The organism is Longimonas halophila (assembly GCF_002554705.1).
In the GTDB taxonomy this organism is placed as follows: Bacteria; Bacteroidota; Rhodothermia; order Rhodothermales; family Salinibacteraceae; genus Longimonas; species Longimonas halophila.
This window is the reverse complement of the sequence record NZ_PDEP01000011.1, coordinates 1-23,508: the sequence shown is the minus strand read 5'-3', so window position 1 is coordinate 23,508 and position 23,508 is coordinate 1. Positions and strand designations below refer to the sequence as shown.

The 23,508-nt window shown below is 61.8% G+C and carries 6 protein-coding genes; all 6 read right to left on the bottom strand.

Features of this window, described 5'->3' with window-relative positions; translation table 11 throughout:
* Nucleotides 1-12: 12 nt before the first annotated feature.
* A complete protein-coding gene (locus CRI93_RS11465) occupies nt 13-810 on the bottom strand; it encodes a PID-CTERM protein-sorting domain-containing protein (protein WP_098062784.1) in 798 nt (265 codons plus the stop codon).
* Between the two features lie 108 nt (nt 811-918).
* Complete coding sequence (locus CRI93_RS11460; RefSeq protein WP_098062783.1) at nt 919-9,273, bottom strand: T9SS type A sorting domain-containing protein; 8,355 nt, start codon at nt 9,271-9,273, stop codon at nt 919-921.
* A gap of 328 nt (nt 9,274-9,601) precedes the next feature.
* Complete coding sequence (locus CRI93_RS11455) at nt 9,602-15,778, bottom strand: T9SS type A sorting domain-containing protein (protein ID WP_098062782.1); 6,177 nt, start codon at nt 15,776-15,778, stop codon at nt 9,602-9,604.
* Between the two features lie 70 nt (nt 15,779-15,848).
* Nucleotides 15,849-16,613 (bottom strand): PID-CTERM protein-sorting domain-containing protein, encoded by a 765-nt coding sequence (locus CRI93_RS15175; protein ID WP_141491685.1) that lies wholly within the window; start codon nt 16,611-16,613, stop codon nt 15,849-15,851.
* Nucleotides 16,614-16,748: 135 nt separating this feature from the next.
* Nucleotides 16,749-22,346: a LamG-like jellyroll fold domain-containing protein gene (locus CRI93_RS11445; RefSeq protein WP_176521841.1), complete on the bottom strand. Its 5,598-nt coding sequence runs from the start codon at nt 22,344-22,346 to the stop codon at nt 16,749-16,751.
* Nucleotides 22,347-22,936: 590 nt separating this feature from the next.
* Nucleotides 22,937-23,508 (bottom strand): T9SS type A sorting domain-containing protein (locus tag CRI93_RS11440; RefSeq protein ID WP_141491684.1); only part of this gene is annotated, 572 nt, incomplete at its 5' end.

The window sequence follows — 23,508 nt, the reverse complement described above, 5'->3', positions numbered from 1 at the left end:
ACGGTAGAGTAGTTACTCTTGAGGCGAAGGAGCATCGCCTGTGCGCAAGCGCTGCCATCCGTAGGTGCCCCCGGCCAGCGCGAGGAGCACGAGTCCGCCATCTACGGGCACCGGATCGGGCGGCAAGGGCGGATTGGGGTCGCCCGGATTGGGCAAAGGCGGATTCGTCATGCTCGCGGCAGGGCCTGTAATCGATTCATCGGCGTTGGCCCAGGCCGGAACGCGCTCAGCTGCTGAGGACTGCGAAGCGACCCGAAGCTGCCGGTCAATGGCCCCCACCTGCCGTTCAAGCGCCCGAAGCTCACCGCTGCTCGATGCCAGCGCCCCGGCCCATCCGCCCGGATCGGCCCCCGACGACCTGCGTCCCTGTGACGGGCGTGCGCCTCCCGACGCACGCGGGCTTGCGGTGTAGCCCGGCGACGTCACCCCATCCCCCAATTCTGATGATGACCACGCGCGTCCAGCAAATGCACCTGATGTGCGTCCCGAGGGGGCCCTCCGCGCCGAAGCCGCCGACCCGCTACTCCACGACATACGAGCCTGGCCTCTGTGCAGTGCGGGGATCCCATCCAGCGGGTTGCCCCGGAGCACCTGCGGCACCTCGCCCTTGAGTTGACTCATCAGTTTCTGGGTGGGATCGGCACGATCTGCCCTCTCCTCTTCCGTGGTTTGCTGATTCCACGACTCGGGGGGCTCCGCTGTGAGTGCAGGATACAGCGCCACAAAAGCGCCTCCGATACCAAGAACAACGAGCACAAACAGGACCAAGTCGGCACCTGCAGAAAGCGATGGGCGCGTAGGGGACGACATACCAGGTGGAAAAACGAAAGATGGTATAGTGAAGATGTTAACCGGTCTGCCCTGGTGGGAGCGCATGCCCGGTCGAAACGAGACCACACGGTGGCGCAGGTGGGGAAATCAGCGGACCACAGTGATGCGTTGGGTTTCGGTGTGGCCGAGGGTCTGCATGCGCAGGAAGTAGGTCCCGCTCGCCAGACCGCTCACGTCAAGCTGCGCTTCCGTGCGGCCCTCCGTACTCGTATCCAGAACCGTGCGGATACGGCGGCCCAGCAGGTCGTACAGGTGGATGCGCACGTTCTGGCGGTTGGGAACCGCAAACCGCACCGTGGCCTGGCCGCGTACCGGATTCGGATACGTCGGCAAGAGCTCTGCCTTAGTCACCTGCCGCGCAATCGTCACCGCTTCGCTAAAGGATTCGGTGCCGTCGGTATCTACCTGGCGGAGACGATAGCGCAGACTATCCGCTGCGTATGGCAGGTCGGTGTCCTCGAACCGGTAGGATTGGGGCGTGTCGGTGGTGCCTGCGCCGTCCAGATGCGCAATCGTCTGCCACGATTCACCCGTCGTAGAGACGCCCCAGTGGGTAGAGACGCCCCAGTGGGACGTCTCTACTGGGGACGCATCGGCAGATTCATGCGCAGATTGGGCACGGCGCTGCACCTCAAAGCCCGCATTGTTCGTCTCCGAGAGGGTCTCCCACTGCAGCGCGATCGCGTCATCGCCCGCGCGCTGTGCTTCGAATCCGGCCAACTCAACCGGCAGGGCCTCCTGACTGGGAGCCACCTGCACGCGCAGCGGGGGCACCTCATCGGCATAAGAGGGCAGCTCGCTCACGGGAATGTCAAGATGGGCACCGGAAACCAGCGGCACCACAGCATCATCGGTAGGGGTGGTGGTGCCCTTCGTGTTGATGAGTTCACCCGCCCACTCCGCCGGTGCGTCGGAGTCGGTAAGCGCAAAGGTAAGCACAGCATCGGAATCGAGTCCGGCGGTGTCGAGCTGTACGGGGATTTGCGTCAGGTCGCCATCGTCGGGGAGATTCGGTCTGCTCTCCACGGCTTTGCCTACCTCGCTCCCATCGCGCCCGGTGCCCACAGGCGTGGCCAGCGCATAGGCGCCACTCGTCAGCGGGTCGCGTTTTGACGTGTCGTACGGGTCGAAGCCTGCGGTGGCCTGCTCATGAAAGCGGATTCCGATCGCTTCATCGCGGGCCACACGTTGCCCATTGGCTTCTGCCGTCAGGGTAAACCGCAGCATCGCCTGTTGGGCCTGTTGGGAAGCGGGGGCTTCGGCATTCGTACCGATAAACGGCACAGGAGCCACGCGTCCACGAGCGCCGAAGGTGAGGTCTGTTGGGCCCGTGCCTGGTGTGCTGCGCTCAATAAAGACGCCCTGCCAGGGCGCGAGCGTTTCGGTGCTGGAATCGAGCAGAATCCAACTGGGGCCGCCAGGGGCGCTTACGTCGTAGATCTGCACGTCTTGGTGGAAGCCTGCACTCGGAAGATCCTGTCCGGCCTGGTTCAGCGCACTCAGTTCGTAGCCCGTCGGGTACGGATTGCCCAGCAAGTGCCAGCGGGCGTCACGGTCCACGCTCACCGGCACGTCTTGGGCGGGGTGCAGGGCGGCATCGGGCCGATTGGCCGAGAGCGTGATGCCCGATGCATCAACGGGCGTGATGGCGTCGTCGGTCAGATAGAGGAGGACGCCTTCGCCAACAGGCAGGCTGGTGTCGATGTCGGCAGGGACGTACGCGCCGGTAGGCACGGTACCGCCTGCCGCATCGTCCCAGGTCTGCACCACGTCCATGCCAAAGCGGGGCACCGACGTGCTCCCTTCGTGTGTCAGGCGCAGGTCGCCGGCGGTGGTGCCGGTGTAGGGCACGCCAACAATCCGCCAGCCACTCTCATCGCCTGCGTCGGTGCCGGTGATGGTGACGCTACGTGTGAGGGCGAGCCCTGGTGTTTCGTACGCGCCAAGCGTGATGGTAGCTGTGCCGTTATTGTCTCCATCTTGGAGGCGCGCGTTGCCGATCAGGTCGGTGGAAAGGCCACTGGGCACGGCGTTGTTGTCCCCTGCGTCCACCGCTGGGGAATTGCCCGCCAGGCGCAGCCCATCATCAGCCGTGGCCCACTGGCCGTCGAGTCCGGCGGGCATGCTGGCCGCTACGAAGAGAGGGTTGGCATTGATGTTGGAGCTGTTGCCAAAGTCGCCGGCGTCGCTTCCGTCAGACGCAATGTATGTAACATCTCCTGTGCCACCAACTCCGCTTTCACCGCCCTCTAAAAGGGTGTGACTCAGCGTGAGCGGGTCGCCGGTTAAGAACTGACGATCGCCCGAGTTTCCGTTGCCCCACAGCACGCTGTTGGTGACGGTGAAGCTGCTAAAGAAGTTGGCGAACGCGTTTCCGAAGCTCGCTGCTGTATTCTTCGTGAATGTGGCATTGGTAATTTCTGTATCACTGTTGTTGGCGTAGAGCGCCCCGCCCCGATCACCCGCTGTGTTCTGCGCGAAGACCACATTGGTCATCTGCGCTGGGCTCTGGGTCAGAGCAATAGCTCCGCCTTCTGAACCCGTGCTGTTGTTCGTAAAGACGGTGTTGGTTAGGTGCAGGGTGCTATTGTTGCTGGCGCTAAGACCGCCGCCTTCGTTGGATGCGGTGTTTTCCGTGACTATGAGGCTGTTCAACGTCAGATTACTACTGCTGCTGTAGATTCCGCCGCCTGCATCTTCAGCGAAATTGGTTCCATTGGCGTTGCCCTCGGTAATGGTGAACCCGTCGAGCTGCGTTTCTTCGGCAAGGTTGCTCGCCGACACTACATGGTAGGCGTTGTCTGATGGATCATCGAGCGTGCCGATATCGCCCGAGAGTATGGTTCGATTCGCGGTCAAGTCGCGACTGTCGAGCACGGGATCGATATCGCTGATGCCGCTGAGCGTCTCATCGCCTGCGAATCCGCCGTAGATCTGAAGGCCAGCCTGCGTATCCGCAATCTGAAACGTGGCCGAGCGCGGTTCGCCTGCACGGGCCTCGGCCGTTGGGTGATACGTGCCGGTGGCCACCCAGATCTGGTTGCTCCTGCGTGCTACGTCGAGGGCGTCTTGCAGCGTGGTGTAGGCGTTATCGAACGACGACCCGTTGGCAGCGCCAGTGGCACTCGCATCCACAAAAATGACGGGCGGCGGCACCTGCTCATAAGCGCCCAGGGTGACGGCGGTGGTGCCGTCGTCGTTGCTATCCTGGATGCGCGCTTCTCCGATGAGGTCGGTCGTGATGCCTGCGGGGACGGCGCTATCGTCGCCGGCGTCGAGTGCTGGCGATGTGCTGGTGAGCGCGAGTCCGTCATCGGACGTGACGTAGACGCCATCGGTACCTGCCGGGGTGTTGGCTTCTGCAAACAGCGGATCTTCGGTGAGAAGGGTCGAGCCGTCGCCGCAGTCGGCATTGGTGGGGCATCCGCCCGCAACAAGCGTGGAGCGCACGGCTGGGGCAGCGCCATTGGTGCTGTACACGTCGTTGCCTGTATCGGTAGCCGTGTTATCCCACAAAATGGTGTTGACAATGTCGGGGACGCTGGTGCCGCTTCCGCTGGCGCTGCTATACACCGCACCGCCAAAAGCGGCTGTGTTGCCCGTTAATGTCGCATTAGCAAGCGTAGGGCTGCTTGTGCCATCCGACGCATCGTTATAAATAGCACCGCCCCGATCTGCTGTGTTATCTGCAAACACGGTGTTTATGAGTTCGGGACTGCTGGTGCCATCTGTGGCGTTGTTGTAGAGGGCACCGCCGTGGTCCGCCTGGTTATCTGCAAAGGCAGAGTTGAGAATGCGCGGGCTGCCGGATCCGCCATTGGAGCCGTTGTTGTAGAGCGCGCCGCCGTCTGAGGTGGCGGTGTTGTCCACGAATTGCGTGGTGCGAAGGGTGGGTGCGCAGGCGTTGCCTGTGCCGCTGCCGTCGCAGTAGAGTCCGGCCCCGCTTGCATTGGACCCGCTTCCGTCGGCATTCCCGGCGGTGATGGTGAGGCCATCGAGCGTGGTGACGTTGGTGATGGGCCCGTCGGTGGTGCCATCAACAACCAGCACGTGGTAGGCGTCGTCGTCGCTGAGGCCCGGAATGCCCAGGTTGCCCGAAAGAATCGTCTCGTTCGCGGCAAAATCGCGAACCGGCAGGGCGGCCTCAAACGCGGACACGCTCTCGAACGATTCGGTGCCTTCGAATCCCCCTGCTACGGTGAGGCCGTCCTGGCTTCCGTCAATGCGAAAGGCGTCGGTGCGGTCGGGGCCGGGTTTGTAGGTGCCACCTGCTATCACGATGATCTCGCCGGGCTTGGCCACAGCCAGCGCATCCTGTAAGTCGGTCAACGCATCCTCGAAAGAGTCGCCCGTTTCCGCACCTGTGGCATCGGCATCTACGTAGTAGAAAGGTGGGCCGTTGTCGTAGAGTGCGAACTCACGTGCATTCGTCTGCCCGGTGAGGGTGAACGTCTGGCTGGCGGGCGCTTCTGTGCGGGCGGTCCATGCATCGGCGGGATACGGGCGTGCGGCCAGGCCCACCGCTTCGGAGTTGGGTACCGTTACGTTGGCGTAGGTGAGCTCCAGGTCGGCCGTGCCGGTGGGTACGGCGCCCCACACGGCGTTGCTGCGCGTCGTTTTGCGAGGCACATCCAGATCGGTGAATACATCGGCACCCGGATTGCCGTAGCGGTAGAGCGTGGTGCGGGCATCGGTGCTGGTGAGCGTAAGTTGGGCGTCGACAGGACCCAGCGAGGCGGTATTTCCGGCCTCTACCACGATGCTCTCCTGCCCAAGACGCGCCCCGCTGGCGGTCCACTGCAGGTCGCCTTCAAACGAGGCATCGAGGTCCTGCGCAAGGTCATAGGCCTGCGTGCCGGCGTAGCTTTCGTCCAGGCGCTGGCCGGTCTGGGCGGCATCGAAGCGGTAATAGGCTGCGAGGTCGTTGCGCTCAGGCGGCACGGTCTGGTAGGTGGATGCGCGAATCTCTGCCTCGGTACGCGCTGCGGTCCACACCCGCACCTCGTCGATCTGGCCCTCAAAGAAGTCAGAGGCGGTGGTGCCATCCCACTCCTGCCCAATGGAAAACCGGTCGCCGGCCTCGGGACGCACATTCGCGCTGAAGGTGGCTTCGGCGCTGCCGTCTACGTACAGCGTGCCGTTGTCGCTGGCATCGACCGTAACGACGACGTGGTGCCAGGCGTCCGGCGCGTAGGTAGTTGTCGATTCCTGGTAGCCGATGTCGGGATCGTAGTACGCAAACCGCTCATTGCGATAGAAAAGCATGTTCTTGTTGCCGCCGGTGCCGGTATGGAACGCAACGATGCCCCGCTGCCCCGTGTCGGTGTTGGTGGGCCGCACCCAGGCGCTCATGGTGTAGGCATCGGCATTGGCCAGTTCGGCGGCTACCGCGTCGGCCCGCAAGTAGTCGTCAGTGCCGTCGAAGGTGAGGGCGGCGCCGGGGCCGTAGGGCGCTTCGAGCAGATTCCAATCGGCGGTGGCGTCGTCGGGCTGGGTGGCGTCGCGGAGGCCGCCGTCGATCGTGTAGCTGTCGGTGTCGAGTTGAGCCGCTATGTCAAGCACGCCCGTGGGGGCGCTCGCGTCGCGCTCCAGATCTACCACCACACGGACGGCATCGTTGGCCGGCACATCTACCGTCCACATGCCGCCGCTCACATTGCCATCGCCCGTGGCGCCTGGGGTTGTGATACCTGCGGGCAGGCCCAGGTCCACAGCGGCGCCCGTGACCCCGCTCGGGCCGTCGTGGGTAAGCATGAACGTTGCGGTTTCGGCGCCGGTTGACGCCGCAAGCTGTAGCACAATGCCGCTCACGCGCTCGTAAGCGCCCAGGCTCACGCGGCTGTTTTGGATACGAGCTTCGCCCAGGAGATCGGTGCTCAGGTTGGTCGGCACCGCACTGTTTTCGCCCTGGCTGCTCACCGGAGAGGCCCCGCTCAAGCGAAGGCCGTCGTCGAGGGTACCGAACTGGGTGTCGGGCCCGGCAGGGGCACTCGCATCCACAAACGCTGGATCGGCCTGCACATTTGTGCTCACGCTAATCGGGGATACGCTGATGCCACGGTCGTCTTCGTACCGCACGCGGGCCCCATTCACCGATTCGATGTCGTTGGCGGTGCCTTCGAAGAGTGAATAGCGGAAGTTAAGCACGGCGTCGGCTCCATCGTTATAGATCTGTTCGCCCGCACCAGTGCCGTCGCCGTCGCTGTCGGCGGTGTTGCCGTACCAGATCGTGTTGTTGATGGTCAGGTTGGCCACGCCGTTGGTGTAGGCGTAGTTGTACATCGCGCCGCCGTGGGTGCCTGCTTCGTTGCCCGAAAACGTGGTGTTCACAATCGTGGGGCTGCTTGCGCCGCCGCGTCCGTAATTGTAGATGGCGCCGCCGTTCACATCGGCGGTGTTGTCGGTGAAGAGCACGCCCTCAATCTGTGGACTGGCCGTGCCGCCGTTGCGTCCGTCGTTGAAGAGCGCGGAGCCGCCAAAGCTGGCGGTATGATCTGCAAAGACGACGTTGCGCAGGGTGGGGCTACAGGCATTGCCGGAGCCGCTGCCATCGCAGTAGAGCCCGGCTCCGCGTTCTTGGACAAGGCCTACGCCGTCAGCATTTCCGGCGGTGATGGTGAGGTCGGCCAGCGTGGTGGCTTCAGTGATTGGATCGCTGGCGCCCTGCCCCCGCATCTGCACCACCGTGTAGCTATTTCCGGTGGCGGTGCCGCTCTGGTTGATGTCGCCCGAGAGAACGGTTTCGTTGGCGAGCACATCGCGGTCGTCGAGGTCGGTTTCGGTGCCGTCGAATCCGCCATAAAGCTGAAGGCCGTCTTTCGTGCCGGGGATGTAAAACGGGGCCGCCCGGTCGCCAGGGGAGCGCCCCCCGCCTTCATCCGGGTAGTAGGTGCCCTGTGCAATCCAGATGCGGTCGTTGCCCCCGGCGCGATTCAACGCATCCTGCAGATTCGGGTGGGCATCGGTCCACGAGGTGCCATCGCCCGCCCCGGTGGCCGTGGCATCTACGTAGATGCGTTCGGGCGTGTCGGCGGCCTCCTCATACGGCCCAAGGTTCACCGCACCGTTCTGGACGCGCTGCCGTCCCGTCAGATCAGTAGGTTCGGTGATAAGGCTGTTGTCGCCCGCATCCACCGCCGGACTGTTCTCGCCGAGGCGCAGTCCGTCGTCAATGGTTGCGAGGATGCCATCGGGTCCGGCGGGGGTGTTCGGGCTCGGAAAGCCCGGCGCGTTGGCAGCATCAGTGCCGTCCAGGTTGCCTGTGCCGGTAGGATTGAGCCCCTGAACGAGTGCGTGCGTGTACTGGGTCGTTCCATTCTGAAACGGGTTGTCGTATATCTCCTCTCCGTCTCCCGCTGCTGTGTTCCCCCACGCAATGCTGTTTTCGAACCGCAGATTCGCATTATTTACAATCGCTCCTCCAACCTCCGATGCGGTATTGCCAGCAATGGTCACATTGGTGAGGCGCATATCCGCATCCGTGTAGATGGCCCCGCCCCGCTTACCTTCGTTATTTGCAAACACCGTATTGATGACGTGAATCGACGGGCTCCCAGCGCGAACGGCGATGGCGCCCCCGTATGCGTAGTTCGGCCCCGACCCCGACAGACTGGCCGCTTCGTTTTCTACAAAGACGGAGTTCTTAATGATGGGATTTCCACTGCCCCGTCCATATACCGCCCCGCCATCGAGCGGCGTCTGGTTTCTGATGAACGTGACGTCGGTCAGGAGCGGACTGCTTGCGCCGCCCTGGGTTCCATCAATGCCCACCGCGCCGCCATTGAGCCCGTAGTTCTCGCGGAGCACCATGTTGGAGATCGTCGGACTGGTTTCGTTGCTCGATCCGCGTCCGTTAATATAGATGGCCCCGCCGTTCCGGTATGGATAGCCGTCATCGGCCCTCCCTTCTTCGATGATGAATCCGTCGATCACCGTGTCGCGCGTGATGGCGCCGCCACTGGGGCCCGTGTCTCCGTTCTGGGCGAAGACGACAACCTGGTGGCTCCGAATAGGCCCAAATAGGATGTCGTTTCCAATTCGGCCCGAAAGGATCGTCTCGTTGGCGAACCGGTCGCGGTCGGCAAACCCCGTATCGCCGGTATCCGGATCGAACCCGCCGTAGATCTTCAGCCCATCCTGGTCGCCGTTGATCTCGAAGCTGATGGTACGGTCTTCGGTGTTCGTCGGATAGTAGGTGCCCTCAGCCACCCAGATCTCGTCGTCGGGCCCCGCCACATCCAGCGCATTTTGCAACGTGAGAAACGCATTGCTCCATGAGGAGCCATCGAAGTTGCCATTTTCCACATCAATATCCACATAGAGCGTTTCGCCCTGCGCGTGGGCTGCCGTTGGCACAAATGCAACGGCGAGAAAAGCAAGCAGCACAACGTATCCGAACCGTACACGTGCCGGGTAGCAGAACGAGGAGAGCAGCATCAACATGACAACAACAAAACCAGCTGGGCGGGGGGTGGAACGAGCATTGCACTGTGCTCGCTATGGGGTCAAATAATGTATCTGCCCGCGTCCCCAGATGCTTTTGCCTATGTTGCAGATCGTTGTGTCTATGTTGCACGCCATGTACAAACGGCCTCAGCGCCGTGCCTCCCTGCCCAGCGCACCCTCAACTCGGACGGTGTACGGCTGAATTGCGCGAACACAGGAAAAGTTGGAGGGAAGCCAAAGCGCACGCCCTCACGTACATCCATCGCAGTATCCCCATCCAGTCCCCGCGCCACCATGCAGGGACCGGACGTGCCAGAGGAGAAGCTTACCGCACCACCGTCACCCGTTGCGTGTCGACGGGTCCGTCTTCGGTCTCCATCCGCAGGAAGTACGTGCCGCTGGCCAGCCCGCTCACGTCGAGCTGCGCTTCCGTGCGCCCCTCCGCGTTCGTATCCACCACCGTCTGCACGCGCCGCCCCAGCAGGTCGTACAGGTCGATGCGCACGTCCTGCCGCTCCGGCACCGCAAACCGCACGGTTGCCTGCCCGCGCGCCGGGTTCGGGTACGTGGGGAGCAGTTCGGCCTCGATCACCGGCCGCGCGATGGTCACCGCCTCGCTGAAGGATTCGGTGCCGTCGGTGTCGATCTGGCGGAGGCGGTAGCGTAGGCTGTCCGCCGCGTACGGCAGATCCGTGTCCTCGAACCGGTAGGACTGCGGGGTGCCCGTGGTGCCTGCGCCGTCGAGGGTGGCAATGGTTTCCCATGATTGGTCTGTAGAGACGCCCCATTGGGACGTCTCTACAGGGGGCGTCTCTACGGATGCATTGGCGAGGCCATCGGCGGATGCGGCCGCACGCTGTACCTCAAACCCGGCGTTATTCGTCTCCGAAAGGGTTTGCCACTGCACCGTCACCGCTTCAGTGCCGGAGCGCTGCGCTTCGAATCCAGCCAGTTCTACCGGCAAGGCGCCGGTGTTCGGCGCAATCTGCGCCACGAACCGTTCGGTTTCCGGATTGGCGCTGAGGCTGCTCACGTCCACCTGGTAATCCATGCCGGGCTCCAACGGCACGGTCTGGTCGTCGCTGGCATCGGACGTGCCTTGCGTGTCGATCAATTCAGCGGCCCATGTGTCCGGCAGGTCCCACTCGCGCACCTGAAGCGTCAGCGTACCGTCCTCGGGCAACTGGCTTCCTTCTGCTGCGATTGGCACCGCCGTAAGGTCCGCATCGGGATCCGACGCATCTTGCGGCCACGGGCGGCTCTCGACGGCTTTGGCAACGTCGCCGCCACTGCTGCCCGTCCCCTGTGCGCTGAGCGCTACGGAGGGCGCTTCCAGCGGCGCACGTTTCGAGGTATCCCAGGCGTCCCACCCATCGGTCGCGCTCTCGTGGAAGCGCACGCCGATCGCCTGGTCGGTGGCCACCGGGTCGCCTGATTCATCGGTTACGACGCCCTCCAGCCACAGCGTGCCGCGCTCGACATTCGACGCGGCGGTCGGACCTTGCATCGCGCTGCCGATGAACGGCGCATTCGGAGCGGTGCGTCCGCTCGGATCAAACGTGACCGTCGTCGGACCGCTCCCTGGGTTGCTCCGCTCAATGAACGCGCCCTGCCATGCAGCCAGCGTTGCGCTTCCGGTGTCAATCAGCTGCCAGCTGCCTACGTTTGCATCGTAGACCTGCGCGTCGGCCTTGAAACCGTTGCCGACCAGGGGACTGCCGCTGGTGGTGAGTGCGGACAGCTCGTAGTCGGTCGGATATGGATTGCCAATGAGATGCCAGCGGGCGCTCTGGGCCAGATCATCGCGCTGCACCCCAACAATACCCTGACGCGTGGCGGACGTGGTTTCGCTCAAGGAAATGGTGAGCCCCTCGGGTTCAACAGGATCGCGCAGATCGTCGTCGAGATAGAGCAGCACGGCATGTCCGTTTTCGAGGGGTGTAGCGGGATCGGCAACTACATAGGCCCCCGTGCCACCGGTGCTCCCGTCCGGGTCGCTGTCGTCCCACACCGCTGCAATGTTGCGTTGGAGGCGCGGCACATTGGTCTCGGAGCCGTGCGTCAGACGCAGATCACCCGCCACCGCTCCCGTGTAGGGCGCGCTCACAATGCGCCACCCCGCGTCGGTGCCAATGCCGTCGGTGCCCGTGATGGTGACACTCGTAGCGATGGACATCCCCGGCGTCTCGTACGCCCCGATGTTCACCGTCGCAGTGCCGTCCTCGTTGCCGTCTTGGATGCGCTCGTCTCCGATTGCATCGACAGCAAGTTCACTGGGGACCAAGCTGTTATCGCCCGCATCTACGACGGGTGAGTTGGCTGCGGGACGGAGCCCGTCGTTTGAGGGATCAATCACGGGGTTCGTTGTGCTGACGGCACGGGGATCCACAAACAGCGGATCACCGGCCCCATTGTTATCATCGACGGCAAGTGGGCCGCTTACATCAGCGTCTACGCCATCGGTGAACAGCGAGTGGCGCACCCCAGGTATCGCTCCGGAGCCCTGATTCGAGATGGCGTCTCCGGCATCAGGCGCCTGGTTCTGAAAGAATATGGTGTTCGCGATTTCCGGCTGGGCCCCGCCGCTGCTGCCTTCGGGAATTACGTTGGCGATGGCCCCTCCGTTGGATGCCGCCTCGTTGTCGAAAAAGGTGGCGTTCAGAATGGCGGGATTGCTGGATGCGCCGTTCTCAGCCCGGTTGTAGATCGCACCGCCATTTGATCCGGCGCTGTTTTTCGTGAGCACGACGTTCGCAAGTTCGGGACTGCTATCTTGGCCGCTGCGTGCGTCGTTGTAGATCGCTCCGCCGTTGTGCCCTGCGGTGTTCTGCCAAAACACGCTGCCTGCGATGATGGGACTGCTGGACTCGTTGAAGAGCGCGCCTCCATGACCTGCTGTGCTACTCGGAGACAGAGCGCGATTCTGGAGAAACGCTGTGCGGCTCATGGCGACCGGGTTGCTTCCTTGCTCGTTATACATCGCGCCGCCACTGGCAGCACTGTTTTGAATGAACGCGACCTCGTTGAGCGTCGTGAGAGCGGCGGGCCCGCTCGTAGCGGCGTTGTACATCCCGCCCCCAAAGGTACCTGCCTCGTTCTCTTGGAAGACGACCCGATTGAAGACCGGGCTGCTTGTCCCTCCATCCTCCCCTTCGCTGTACCACCCTCCGCCGTGGTCTGCAGCCCGGTTATTTTGGACCACGACTTCTGTGAGGGTAGGACTGCATACCGCACTGGCGCCCGATCCGTTGCAGAATATGCCGCCGCCCCGACTGTCTGCTCCGCTTCCAGTAGCTGAGCCGCCTTCAATGACGACACCGTCCAGGACCGTATCCGGTGTAATGGGTCCATTAAAAAAGACGACATGAAAGCTATTGCCCGCCAGCGTGCCATCCCCGTCGATGTCGCCAGAGAGGATGGTCTCGTTGGCTCGTGAGTCGCGGTCGCTGAGTGCTGTTTCGCCTCCAGCAAATCCGCCGTAGACCTTTAGCCCGTCCTGGTTGCCGCTCATCGTGAAGCGATCGCCTCGATCGGTGCCGGGTGTGTACGTGCCTTCTGCGACCCATATTTCATCGCCGCTGGTGGCTGAATCGAGCGCGTCCTGTAGATCATTGAATGCATCATCCCAGGATGCTCCCGTGTCTGCGCCGCTTGCATCCGCATCCACATAGAAAGTCTGGACCACATCACCGTAAATCGAAAACTCCTGGGGATCAGTCTGGCCGGATAGCATAAACGTCTCGCTGGATGGAGTCTTTGAGCGGTCAGTCCAGGACTGTGTCGGACGCGGGCGCTCGGCCAGATACACGGCACTGGGATTCGGTACCACCACATTGCCATAGGTGAGCTGGAGGTCTGCAGTCCCAGACGGAACCATGCCCCAAACAGCCGTGCTACGCTCGGTGCCCAGGGGAACGCTCGGGTCCTCAAATATCTCTGCATTGGGATCGCCGTAGCGGTAGAGTGTGACGAGCGCATCGGTACTGGACACTGCAAGCTGGGCCCCGGTAGGACCGACAGCACCGGTTCCTCCTGCGCTAACCACCACGCTTTCTTGCCCGAGGCGCACGCTGCTGGCCCTCCACTGCGGATCGCCCACAAACGTTGCACTCCGCCCGCCCGTGAGGTCGTACACGGTGGTACCTGTGAAGCTGTCATCGAAGCGCTGATCCGCCTGAGCGGCGTCGAAACGATAGGAAGCGATCAAGCCCGGGGTATCCCCCGGAAGCGTCTGGTGCATCGTGGCCCGAATGTCCGCCTGGCTGCGGGCGGTGTTCCAGATGCGCACCTCGTCGACGGCGCCCTCAAAAAAGTCAGATTCGGCGTCATTGTCCCATTCCTGCCCAATGGAGAACCGATCTCCTTTCACCGGGCGGACGTCGGTCGTGAAGGTGGCTGTTTCGGTGCCGTTCACATAGAGGGTTCCGTTGTTCACCGCATCGATGGTAACAGTAACGTGATGCCACGCCCCAGGCGTAATTGAGCCAGACTCTTGGTAGCCAATGGCGTCATCGTAATACGCAAACTTCTGATCTCGATAGAACAAGATGCTTCGGTTCCCACCCGTGCTGGTATTAAAACTCAAGACGCCTGCTGTACCGGTCGCGCTGGCGGGTCGTATCCATGCACTCACCGTGTATGCGTCGGTGGCGGCTACCGCATTGCTGACAGCATCGCCGCGCAGGTAGTCGTCGGTGCCGTCGAAGGTAAGTGCCGTGCCCGGACCGTAGGGCGCCTCAGGGAGGCCCCAGTTTGCTGTGACATCGCCGGACTGGGTGACATCTGGGAAGCCGCCCTCCACGGTGTAGCTATCCGTATCGAGCTGGGCCGTGCCGCTTAGCAGTCCAGAGTCAGCGCTGTCGCTGCGCTCCAGATCAACCGTAACACGGACGGTGGTCTGCGCGGGTACATCGACCGTCCAGGTGCCCCCGGTCACGGTGCCATCGCCTGAACTGCCGGTGGCAGAGGGTTCGGCAGGCAGCCCGAGGTCTACCTCGGCCCCGGTAACGTCCTCACCTCCAAGATTCGTGAGCGTAAATATAACGGTTTCTGATTCGGGACGCACGGCTGCCTGTAGGCGTAAACGAGCAGCGCGCTTAGCAGCCTCGTACGCACCGAGGCTCACTACAGCAGTTCCATCACCGTCATTGTCCTGAATACGATCTGCCCCCGATAAGTCGGTGTCTACATTTTCAGCAATGCCGCCCGATGCAAACGGAGCATTGCTTCCCGCATCCAGTGCGGGCGAGCCGGGGATTACGCGTAGCCCATCGTCTTCAGTAGCGAGTACACCGTCAGGGCCAGCCGGGTCACTTACATCTGCAAAAAGCGGATCGGTAGTGAAATTGTTACCGCCGTTGGTCGTTGACCCACTAATGCTGCTGAACCCGCCTTCAAGAAGCGTATGGCTGAGTGTAAGCGTGGCATCACTATTATAGATTGCATTGTCGTCGTCATCTACGTTCCATAGAATCGTATTCGTGATTGTTGGGCGGCTTGTACCGTTTAGACCAAAACTGGCAATGTCTCCCCCACCAAAGGCACTTACGGAGTTTTCGATGAAGTTTGAGTTAACAATATATGGGCTGCTTGTGCCGCTTGAATTACCTCTGTTGTAGATTGCACCGCCGAAATCGCGTGCGGAGTTGCCAATAAAGATAGACCCGGCAATCTGTGGATTGCTCGTGCCGCCGAATCCGCTATCGTTATAAATTGCGCCGCCCTCGGCAGCAGTGTTGCCCCTGAAGATGGTGTTTGTGATTCGCAGACTGCTGATGCCATAGTCAGTCCCGTTGCTGTAGATTGCACCTCCTTCAAACTGTGCGGAGTTCCCCGTGAACGTGACATTACTGATTGTGGGGCTACATTCATTTCCGCCTCCCTGACCGTCGCAATAGATTCCCCCTCCATTCCCAGAGAATGAACCCTCTGTGTCCCCTCCAGTGACTGTTACACTGCCTAACACTGTGGCAGTCGTAACGTTTGCGCCTACACTCGGCCCGATTCCTTCACCCCCATTGAAGAAAATCACATGATGGGCGTTTTCTTCGCGTCCGCTGTCGGGGACCCCATCATCATCAAAGTCAGATCCATCATTGTTTCCAAGATCGCCGCTGAGCACAACTGGATTCGCCGTCGGGTCGCGCTCGCTCCGACTGGTTTCACCTCCTGCAAATCCGCCATAGATCTCCAATCCGTCTTGGTTGCCCGTAATCGTGAAGCTATCGCTTCGGTTGGTGCCAGGCGTGTAGGTGCCTTCCGCAATCCAGATTTCATCACTGCCGGTGGCTACAGCCAATGCATCTTGCAGATCGGTGTAGGCATCGGTCCACGACGAGCCGTCTTCAGCGCCTGTTGCTGCAGCATCTACGTAGATCTGGGCCGTGGCGATGCGAGGGCCCGCCAGGACGAGCAGAAGCAGTGCCAGCATCAGGCTACCGGCCATTACGGCTGGGCGGGCTGTGGTCGGGGTGCGCGGGTTGTCTTGGTTGGGTGTCGGCATAATGTGGGGCTACGTGCAGTGCGTACAGGCAATTCGAAGGACGTACAGTGGGAAACCGTAGGGGCAAGCGTTATGCTGGGACATCTGCCGCCCGCAGACGGCGCAGTCCGTAGGCACCGCCCGCCAGGGCCAGGATCATCAGTCCGCCATCTACAGGCACCGGGTCGGGCGGCAGCGGCGGATTCGGATCGATTGGGGGATCGGGAAGGGGCGCGTCGCTACCAAGTCCAGCGGCAGGAGCGGGCTCACTCGATTCGGCCCACTCCGGCGTGCGCTCCGGGGCCGCACGGCGGGTACGGTTGGATCGAAGGTGCCGGGCAATGCCCTCTGCGCTACGCGCAATCGACTCCAGTTCGCCGCTGCTGGAGGCTAGCGCGCCCGCCCAGCCTCCCGGTTCAGACGCCGACCCCGAGGCACTGTACCCACCGCTCGTCCCGCCTCCGCCCGACATCGATCCGCTGCGAGAAGGGCTCCTCCCACGAGATGCTGTTGGATGGGCGCTGCGTTGCGATGACGGCACCGCTCCCCACGAAGGCTGCTGCCACGTCATGGGTCCGGCTGAGATATGTCCAGATGAGGCACCTCGGCCCGCTATTCCGGGCGCGTCGTAGAGCGGATTGCTACGCAGAAGACGCGATCCCCCGCCCGTTGCACCTGCTCCGGGCATGCGAGGCGAACGTCCAGTTATGCTGGATTGCTCGGAGGATGCATCTGCGCTGTTCCATGAGGACGGGGCGGGCGCATCCAGGGTCGGATACAGGAAAATGGACCCTGCTCCGATCGCAAAAAGCACGAGGACGAACAGTGTTGTATCGGTCTGGGGGGAGAGCGACATATAAGCGGGGTTGAAAGGCGATAAATGAAACGACACGTGCTGGCGCTGCGCGCAAACGTCGTGTATCAGCAGTCACGATGCCCGTTGCATGCGACCGCACGTAAGCAGGACGCGCTCGCTGTTTGTCGGAGGCTCTTATCGGATGATGGTGAGGCGCTGTGTATCTACGGAGGCGTTATCGACCTGCAGACGCAGGAAGTAGGTGCCACTGGCCAGGCTGCTTACATCGAGCGTCTGTTCGGTACGCCCGGCGGTTTCCGTATCAACGACGGTGCGGACGCGCCGCCCGAGCATGTCGTAGAGCGTGATGCGCACGTTCTGGCGGGTGGGAACGGCGTAGCGCACCGTGGCCTGCGCCTGGGCCGGGTTGGGATACGTCGGCAAGAGTTCTGCCTGTGTCACCTGTCGCGCAATCGTGATCGCCTCGCTGAAGGATTCGGTGCCATCGGTGTCGACCTGGCGCAGGCGATAGCGTAGGCTATCGGCGGCGTACGGCAGGTCTGTGTCCTCGAACCGGTAGGATTGCGGCTGGTCGGTGGTGCCTGCGCCGTCGAGGGTAGCGATGGTGTGCCACGATCCGTCCGTAGAGACGTCCCATTGGGGCGTCTCTACCTGGGGCGTCTCTACGTTGGATGCATCGGCAGATTCATGCGCGGATTGGACGCGGCGCTGCACCTCAAACCCGGCGTTGTTCGTCTCCGAGAGGGTCTGCCACTGCAGCGTGATGGATTCGTCGCTCTCGCGTTGTGCGTCGAATCTCGACAGCTCAACAGGCAGCGCCTCTTCGCTGGGAGCGACCTGCACGCGCAGCGGAGCCACTTCGGTGCTGTAGTCCTGCAGATCCGACAGCGCAATCTCGATCTCGTGGTCTGGGCCCAGGGGCACCACGCGTTCGTCGCTCGACGCGGCGGTGCCTTTCGTATCCACAATTTCGGCGGCCCACTCGGCGGGCAGGTCATACGCCTGCACCGAAACGGTAAGCGTTGCGGCGTTCGGCACCTCTGCGGTGTATAGCTGCACAGGGATTCTGGCCATCGCATCGCCTGCTTGCAGGTAGGGGCGGCTCTCTACTGCTTTGCCCACCTCGCTGCCATCGCGTCCGGTGCCCAGAGGTGTTGCAATTGCGTAGGGCGTCTCCAGCGGATTCATCTTTGAGGTGTCGTACGGATCGAAGCCGGTGCTGGCATCTTCGTGGAAACGAATGCCGATGGCTTCGTCGCGGGCGATGGGAGAATCTCCGCCATCGTGCGCGGTGAGTGCAAACCGGAGCATGGCCCGATCAGGTGTATCTGATGCAGGCCCCTGCATCATTGTGCCGATAAAGGGCACACCAGCAGCCCGGCCGTCTTCTCCAAACGTGACGCTCGTAGCTCCATTTCCGGGGGCCGTTCGCTCGATAAACGCGCCCTGCCAGGCCGACAGCACATCGCTTGAGGTGTCGATAAACCGCCACCCTGCACCGCCCGGAACGGTGACGTCGTAGATCTGCGCATCGTTCTGGAAGCCTTCGTCAACCAGCGCCTGGCCGTTGCTCTGAAGTGCCCCCAGAGCGTATCCGGTAGGGTAGGGATTGGCAAGGAGATGCCAGCGCGCACTGGCACTAAGGCCGCTCACCGTGACGTCGCCCGCAAACCGCAGCGCTGTGGCCGGGCGGTCTACGGATACGGTAACGCCTGCGTCGTCAACGGGGACGGCAGCGTCATCTCGGAAGTAGAAGAGAAACCCGGTCCCCGCAGGCAAGGACGTAGAGGCGTTGGCAGGCGTGTAGGCTCCTGTGGGCGTTTCTGCTCCAGCGGCATCGTCCCACATCTGCATGACGTTCTGACCAAAGCGCGGGGCGCTCACGCCAGCAGAGTGCGTCAGTTCGAGGTCGCCAGCGGTGGTCCCGGTATACGGCACGCCCAAGATGCGCCATCCGCTGTCGTCGCCACTGTCGGTTCCAGCAATCGTTACGCTTCGTGCTCGTGCTAAGCCGGGTTCTTCGTAGGCCCCCAGGCTCACCGTGGCGGTGCCGTCGTCGTTGCCATCCTGGATGCGCGGGTCACCGAGCAGATCCGTCGATACGCCACTGGGCACGGCGCTGTTGTCGCCGGCGTCGACGGCCGGAGAGCCATTTGCTATGCGGATCCCGTCATCGTCGGTGCCAAAGATGTCGTCGGGCCCCGCCGGGAGTACCGCATCCACAAAGAGCGGATCGGTATTGGCGTTGCCCGTGCCTGCATTGGGGTCGCCGCTGCCCTCGGCGTAGCGCGCCTCTTCGACGATGGAGTACGACACCTCCACAGCCTGATCCGGATCGCTCACCGCTCCAGATGCCTCTACGATATCCCCTGCACCATTTCCCCAAAGGATGGAGTTAACGACCTGCATGGGCGTCTGCCCATTGTCGTAAAACTGAATGTTGAATGCAGAGTCTGTCGCTCCAGTGAAGATCGAGTTAATGAAGGTTGGGGATTCGCCCGCATTGCCGTCATTGAAGGCAACATGGAAGTCACCATTATCAGCAAAGATGCTATTGACCACCTCAGCCGCTATCGAGCCGCCGTCTCCATAAAAGTAAAACGCCCCGATACTGCTGGTTGTCGCGTTCTCGGTCACGACCGCATTTGTGATCTGTGGAGCGGCTTCGCCGTCTGCCCCGTTGATATACCCAGCTGCTCCTAAGCTGGCTTCGTTGCCCGTAAAGATGGCATCGGTGATCTGTGCATTGCTCACGCCGGAGTCGCTATTAAGGTACATCCCACCACCTGATACGGACGCTACGTTCCCTTCGAAGGTGGCCTCCGTGATGACAGGGCTGCTTACTCCGAATGCCCCCCGGCTATACATCCCAGCCCCCGAACGGGCGCTGTTGCCTGTGAAGGTAACATTGGTAAGGATAGGACTGCTCTCCCCAGAGAACAATCCGTCGTTGAAAAGGGCTCCGCCCTCTCTCTCAGCCACATTCTGATCAAAGATGGTGTTGGAAAGGGTCGGACTGCATTCGTTACCGGAACTGCTTCCGTCACAGAAAAGCCCGCCGCCCTGCTTGTTTAGAACATCGTCGCCATTTGCATGGCCTCCTGTAATCGTAACGCCGTTTAGCTCGGTATCCGCAGTGATATTCGCAAATGTGCCACTTCCAATACCGTTACCCCCATTAAAAACAACGACATGGTAGGCATTGTCAGAGGCGTCGCCCGTCGTGCCAATATCGCCCGAGAGGATCGTCGGGTGATCGGCGGGATTGCGGTCAGCAAACGCATCGCCACTTTCGAACCCGCCGTAAATCTTCAGACCGTCTTGGTCGCCCGCAATCTCAAACGTAGCAGTGCGCGGATCGTCTGTATCGATCTGTTTACTTGGCGTGTACGTGCCTTCGGCGATCCAGATGTCGTTTTCGGGACCCGTGCCTGTGAGGCCGTCTTGCAAGTCGGCATGTGCATCGCTCCAGGTAGTGCCGTTGCCCGCGCCGCCCGATACAGCCGCGTTCACGCGTACAATCAGTGCGTCCTCGGCGGTGGACTGCGCTACGTCGCCAGTGTATGACGGAGCGCCTTCTGGTATCCCTGCATGCGAGCCGGTCGCATCGGCTGTGAGCCCCTCAAACCGGTAGTACGCCTCCAAGCTCGACAGGTCGAAGGCATCTCCAAGCGTGTTGTCTTCCCCGAGCGACGTGGTCATGCCCTGCTGAATCTCCGCCTGCGTGCGCGCTTCGCTCCAGATGCGCACTTCATCGACACGCCCCTCAAAGAAATCGCTGGGCGTGTTGCCGTCCCACTCGTGCCCGATCGAGAAGCGTCCGCCCGAGACCGGGCGCACAGGGGTGGTGAGCGTCGCCTCGCGGCGTCCGTTTACGTAGAGCGTTGCGGTGTCTGACGCATCAACCGTAAACGCGACATGGTACCACTGTCCGGCCGGAAAGGCGTTGCGGCTGGCCGTACGCCCGGCATCATCGTCGACGTACTCAAACTGACCGTCGCGGTAAAACAGCAGGTTCAGGTTATCCCCCGTACCGGTGTTAAACGCGGTGAGGCCCTGTTGGCCGTTCGGTTGGGTTGGGTACACCCACGCTTCCATGGTGAACGTACCGGCACCGGCCAGCGCATCCGAAACGCCATTGGCCGTGACGTAGTCACCGGTGCCATCCAAGACAATCGCCTGGTTGGGGACGGGGTCTGCACCGCGTTCGTAGGCGCCCAGGCTCACCGTTGGCGTGCCATCGCCATCATTATCTTGGATGCGATCTTCGTCTAACAGATCGGTGGTTACAGTTTCGGCCGCGCCACCCGATTCAAATGGGACGTTGTCTCCCGCGTCCAGGGCGGGCGATCCGGGGATCAGGCGCAGCCCGTCATCGGCGGTGCCAAACACACCATCGGGCCCGGCAGGGGCCCTTTCATCCACAAAAAGTGGATTGGCATCGCGGTTATTCCCGCCGTCTATGATAGGACTTTCACTAACGCCCGGGCCGTTCACACCGCCTTCGATAAGCGTATGCGTGAGCGTTACGCTGCCTCTGTAGTTATAGATCTCATCGCCCTCCCCTTCTGCACTGTTGGCCCACAGGATTGTATTTTTAACTTGCAGATCCACTGTGCCCGTGAAACGATTATTATAAATTGCGCCTCCGTCGGTGCTCGCGGAGTTTTCAGTAAAGGTTGCATTTATAATCAGTGGGTTGCTCTCACCGTCGCCACTGTCGTTGTATACTGCACCTCCAAATTCCGCGGAGTTGCTGGTGAAAACCGCGTTTGTGATCTGTAGATTGCTCACTCCTGAGTCTCCACTACTGTAGATTGCTCCGCCGCTTCTCACTGCGGAGTTCCCGGTGAACACCGTGTTTGTGATCTGCGGACTGCTTCTTCCCTCAAATGCATCGTTGTATACGGCTCCTCCCGCCCCACTAAAAAATCCTGACTTAGAGATGACTCTGTTGCGCGTGAAGGTTGCATCTATGATCTGCGGGCTGCTTGTGCCACTTCGGCCTCTATTGTAGATCGCCCCACCGAGGGTTGCAGAGTTCTCCGTGAACGTGGCGTTTGCGATCTGCGGACTGCACTCGTTTCCGCTGCCCCGACCGTCGCAAAGAAGTCCGCCGCCTGCGCTGTCAGGAAATGACCCATTGGCACTACCCCCCGTAACGGTCACGCCATTCAGCACCGTGGCTGGCGTCACGTTTGCGCTCACACTGGAGCCAATTTCGCTGCCCCCGTTGAAGACAAACACATGATATGCGTTGTCGGCACGCCCCGAATCGGGGAAACCGTCGCCATCAGTGTCTGGACCGTCGTTCTGGTCGAGATCACCGGAGAGCACCGTCTCGTTGGCCTGCAGGTCGCGGCTATCGAGCTGGGCCTCCACATCTGCAATGCCGCTGAACGACTCGGTCCCGCTCCACCCGCCGTAGATCCCCAGTCCGTCCTGGTCGCCGGTAACTTCAAACGTGGCTGTACGCGAATCGCCCGCGTCCAACCGCTCGCTGGGCTGGTACGTACCGGCAGCAATCACGACGACGTCGCTGCTCGTGGCGCTGGAGAGCGCCGAAGATAGGTCCGTTGCATCGCTCCACGAAGTGCCGCTTCCGCTACCCGACTCGGTGACGTAGATCACCTGCTGCGCCGTGGCATGCTGGGGCGTGATAAATCCGATAAGCATGAGCGATAAAAGCGCAGCGGCAGCTCCTATCGTAGCACGGTAGGAGCGGGCCCGGGGCGCTTCATCGACAGCAATGGGCCGAAGACGTGAAATCATACAACGAATGGTGCGTAGCGTGTTGGTGATCATGGTACAGTACAAACAAAGGGAGGGCAAAGCACAGAGGCGCGGGCAGTCCCGCCCAAACGCACTGCATAGGCTATCCAATAGGCGGTGCAGATGCGTTTCGTGAGCGTGTCAATCTGTTGCGTGAGCGTGTCAAATGGGTGTCGGGCTGGGCCAAAAGGGCCTTTGCAGGGGCTGGAAGGGGAAATAACAGAATGGCACAGTCTCATGGAGGTGCGTTGGCCCCGCGCCGTGCGGCGCTCCCGGCACCGAAGGCGTTCAGCACAAGTTCTCCAGCTAAGAGCCTATTTTGATTTCTTATTTTAGGCTCCGAGCAGCTCAGCTGGGCTGGATCCGAAGGTCATGTCTCTGGTGCAACGAGTCACCGATCTCGGCTCGTAGGCCGCCACAGATCGTGCATCCGATGGGGATAGTGTGTGATGAGATGGTGCATTGCGCAGCGTATTGTTAGCAGAACGAGCCATCATGAAGGAAGGAATCTGTAATCAGGAACGGACATCGGGAAGGAGCAAAATGCCCCATTCCGGCATGGTTACTTTGGAAGAGCTACCGGGCCGTGCTCACCGCACGACGGTGACGCGCTGGGTCTCGGTGTGGCTCTCGGTATCCATCCGCAGGAAGTACGTGCCGCTGGCCAGCCCGCTCACGTCGAGCTGCGCTTCCGTGCGGCCCTCCGCACCCGTATCCACCACCGTCTGCACGCGGCGCCCCAGCAGGTCGTACAGGTCGATGCGCACGTCCTGCCGCTCCGGCACCGCAAAGCGCACCGTGGCCTGCCCGCGCGCCGGGTTCGGGTACGTCGGCAACAGCTCTGCCTCGGTCACCGGCCACGCGATGGTCACCGCCTCGCTAAAGGATTCGGTGCCGTCGGTGTCGATCTGGCGGAGGCGGTAGCGGAGGCTATCGGCTTCGTACGGCAGGTCCGTGTCCTCGAACCGGTAGGACTGCGGGGTGGCGGTGGTGCCTGCGCCGTCAAGGGTGGCGATGGTTTCCCACGGTTGGTCTGTAGAGACGCCCCATTGGGTAGAGACGCCCCACTGGGACGTCTCTACCTGGGACGTCTCTACAGATGCATTGGTGGGGCCATCGGCGGATGCGGCCGCACGCTGTACCTCAAACCCGGCGTTATTCG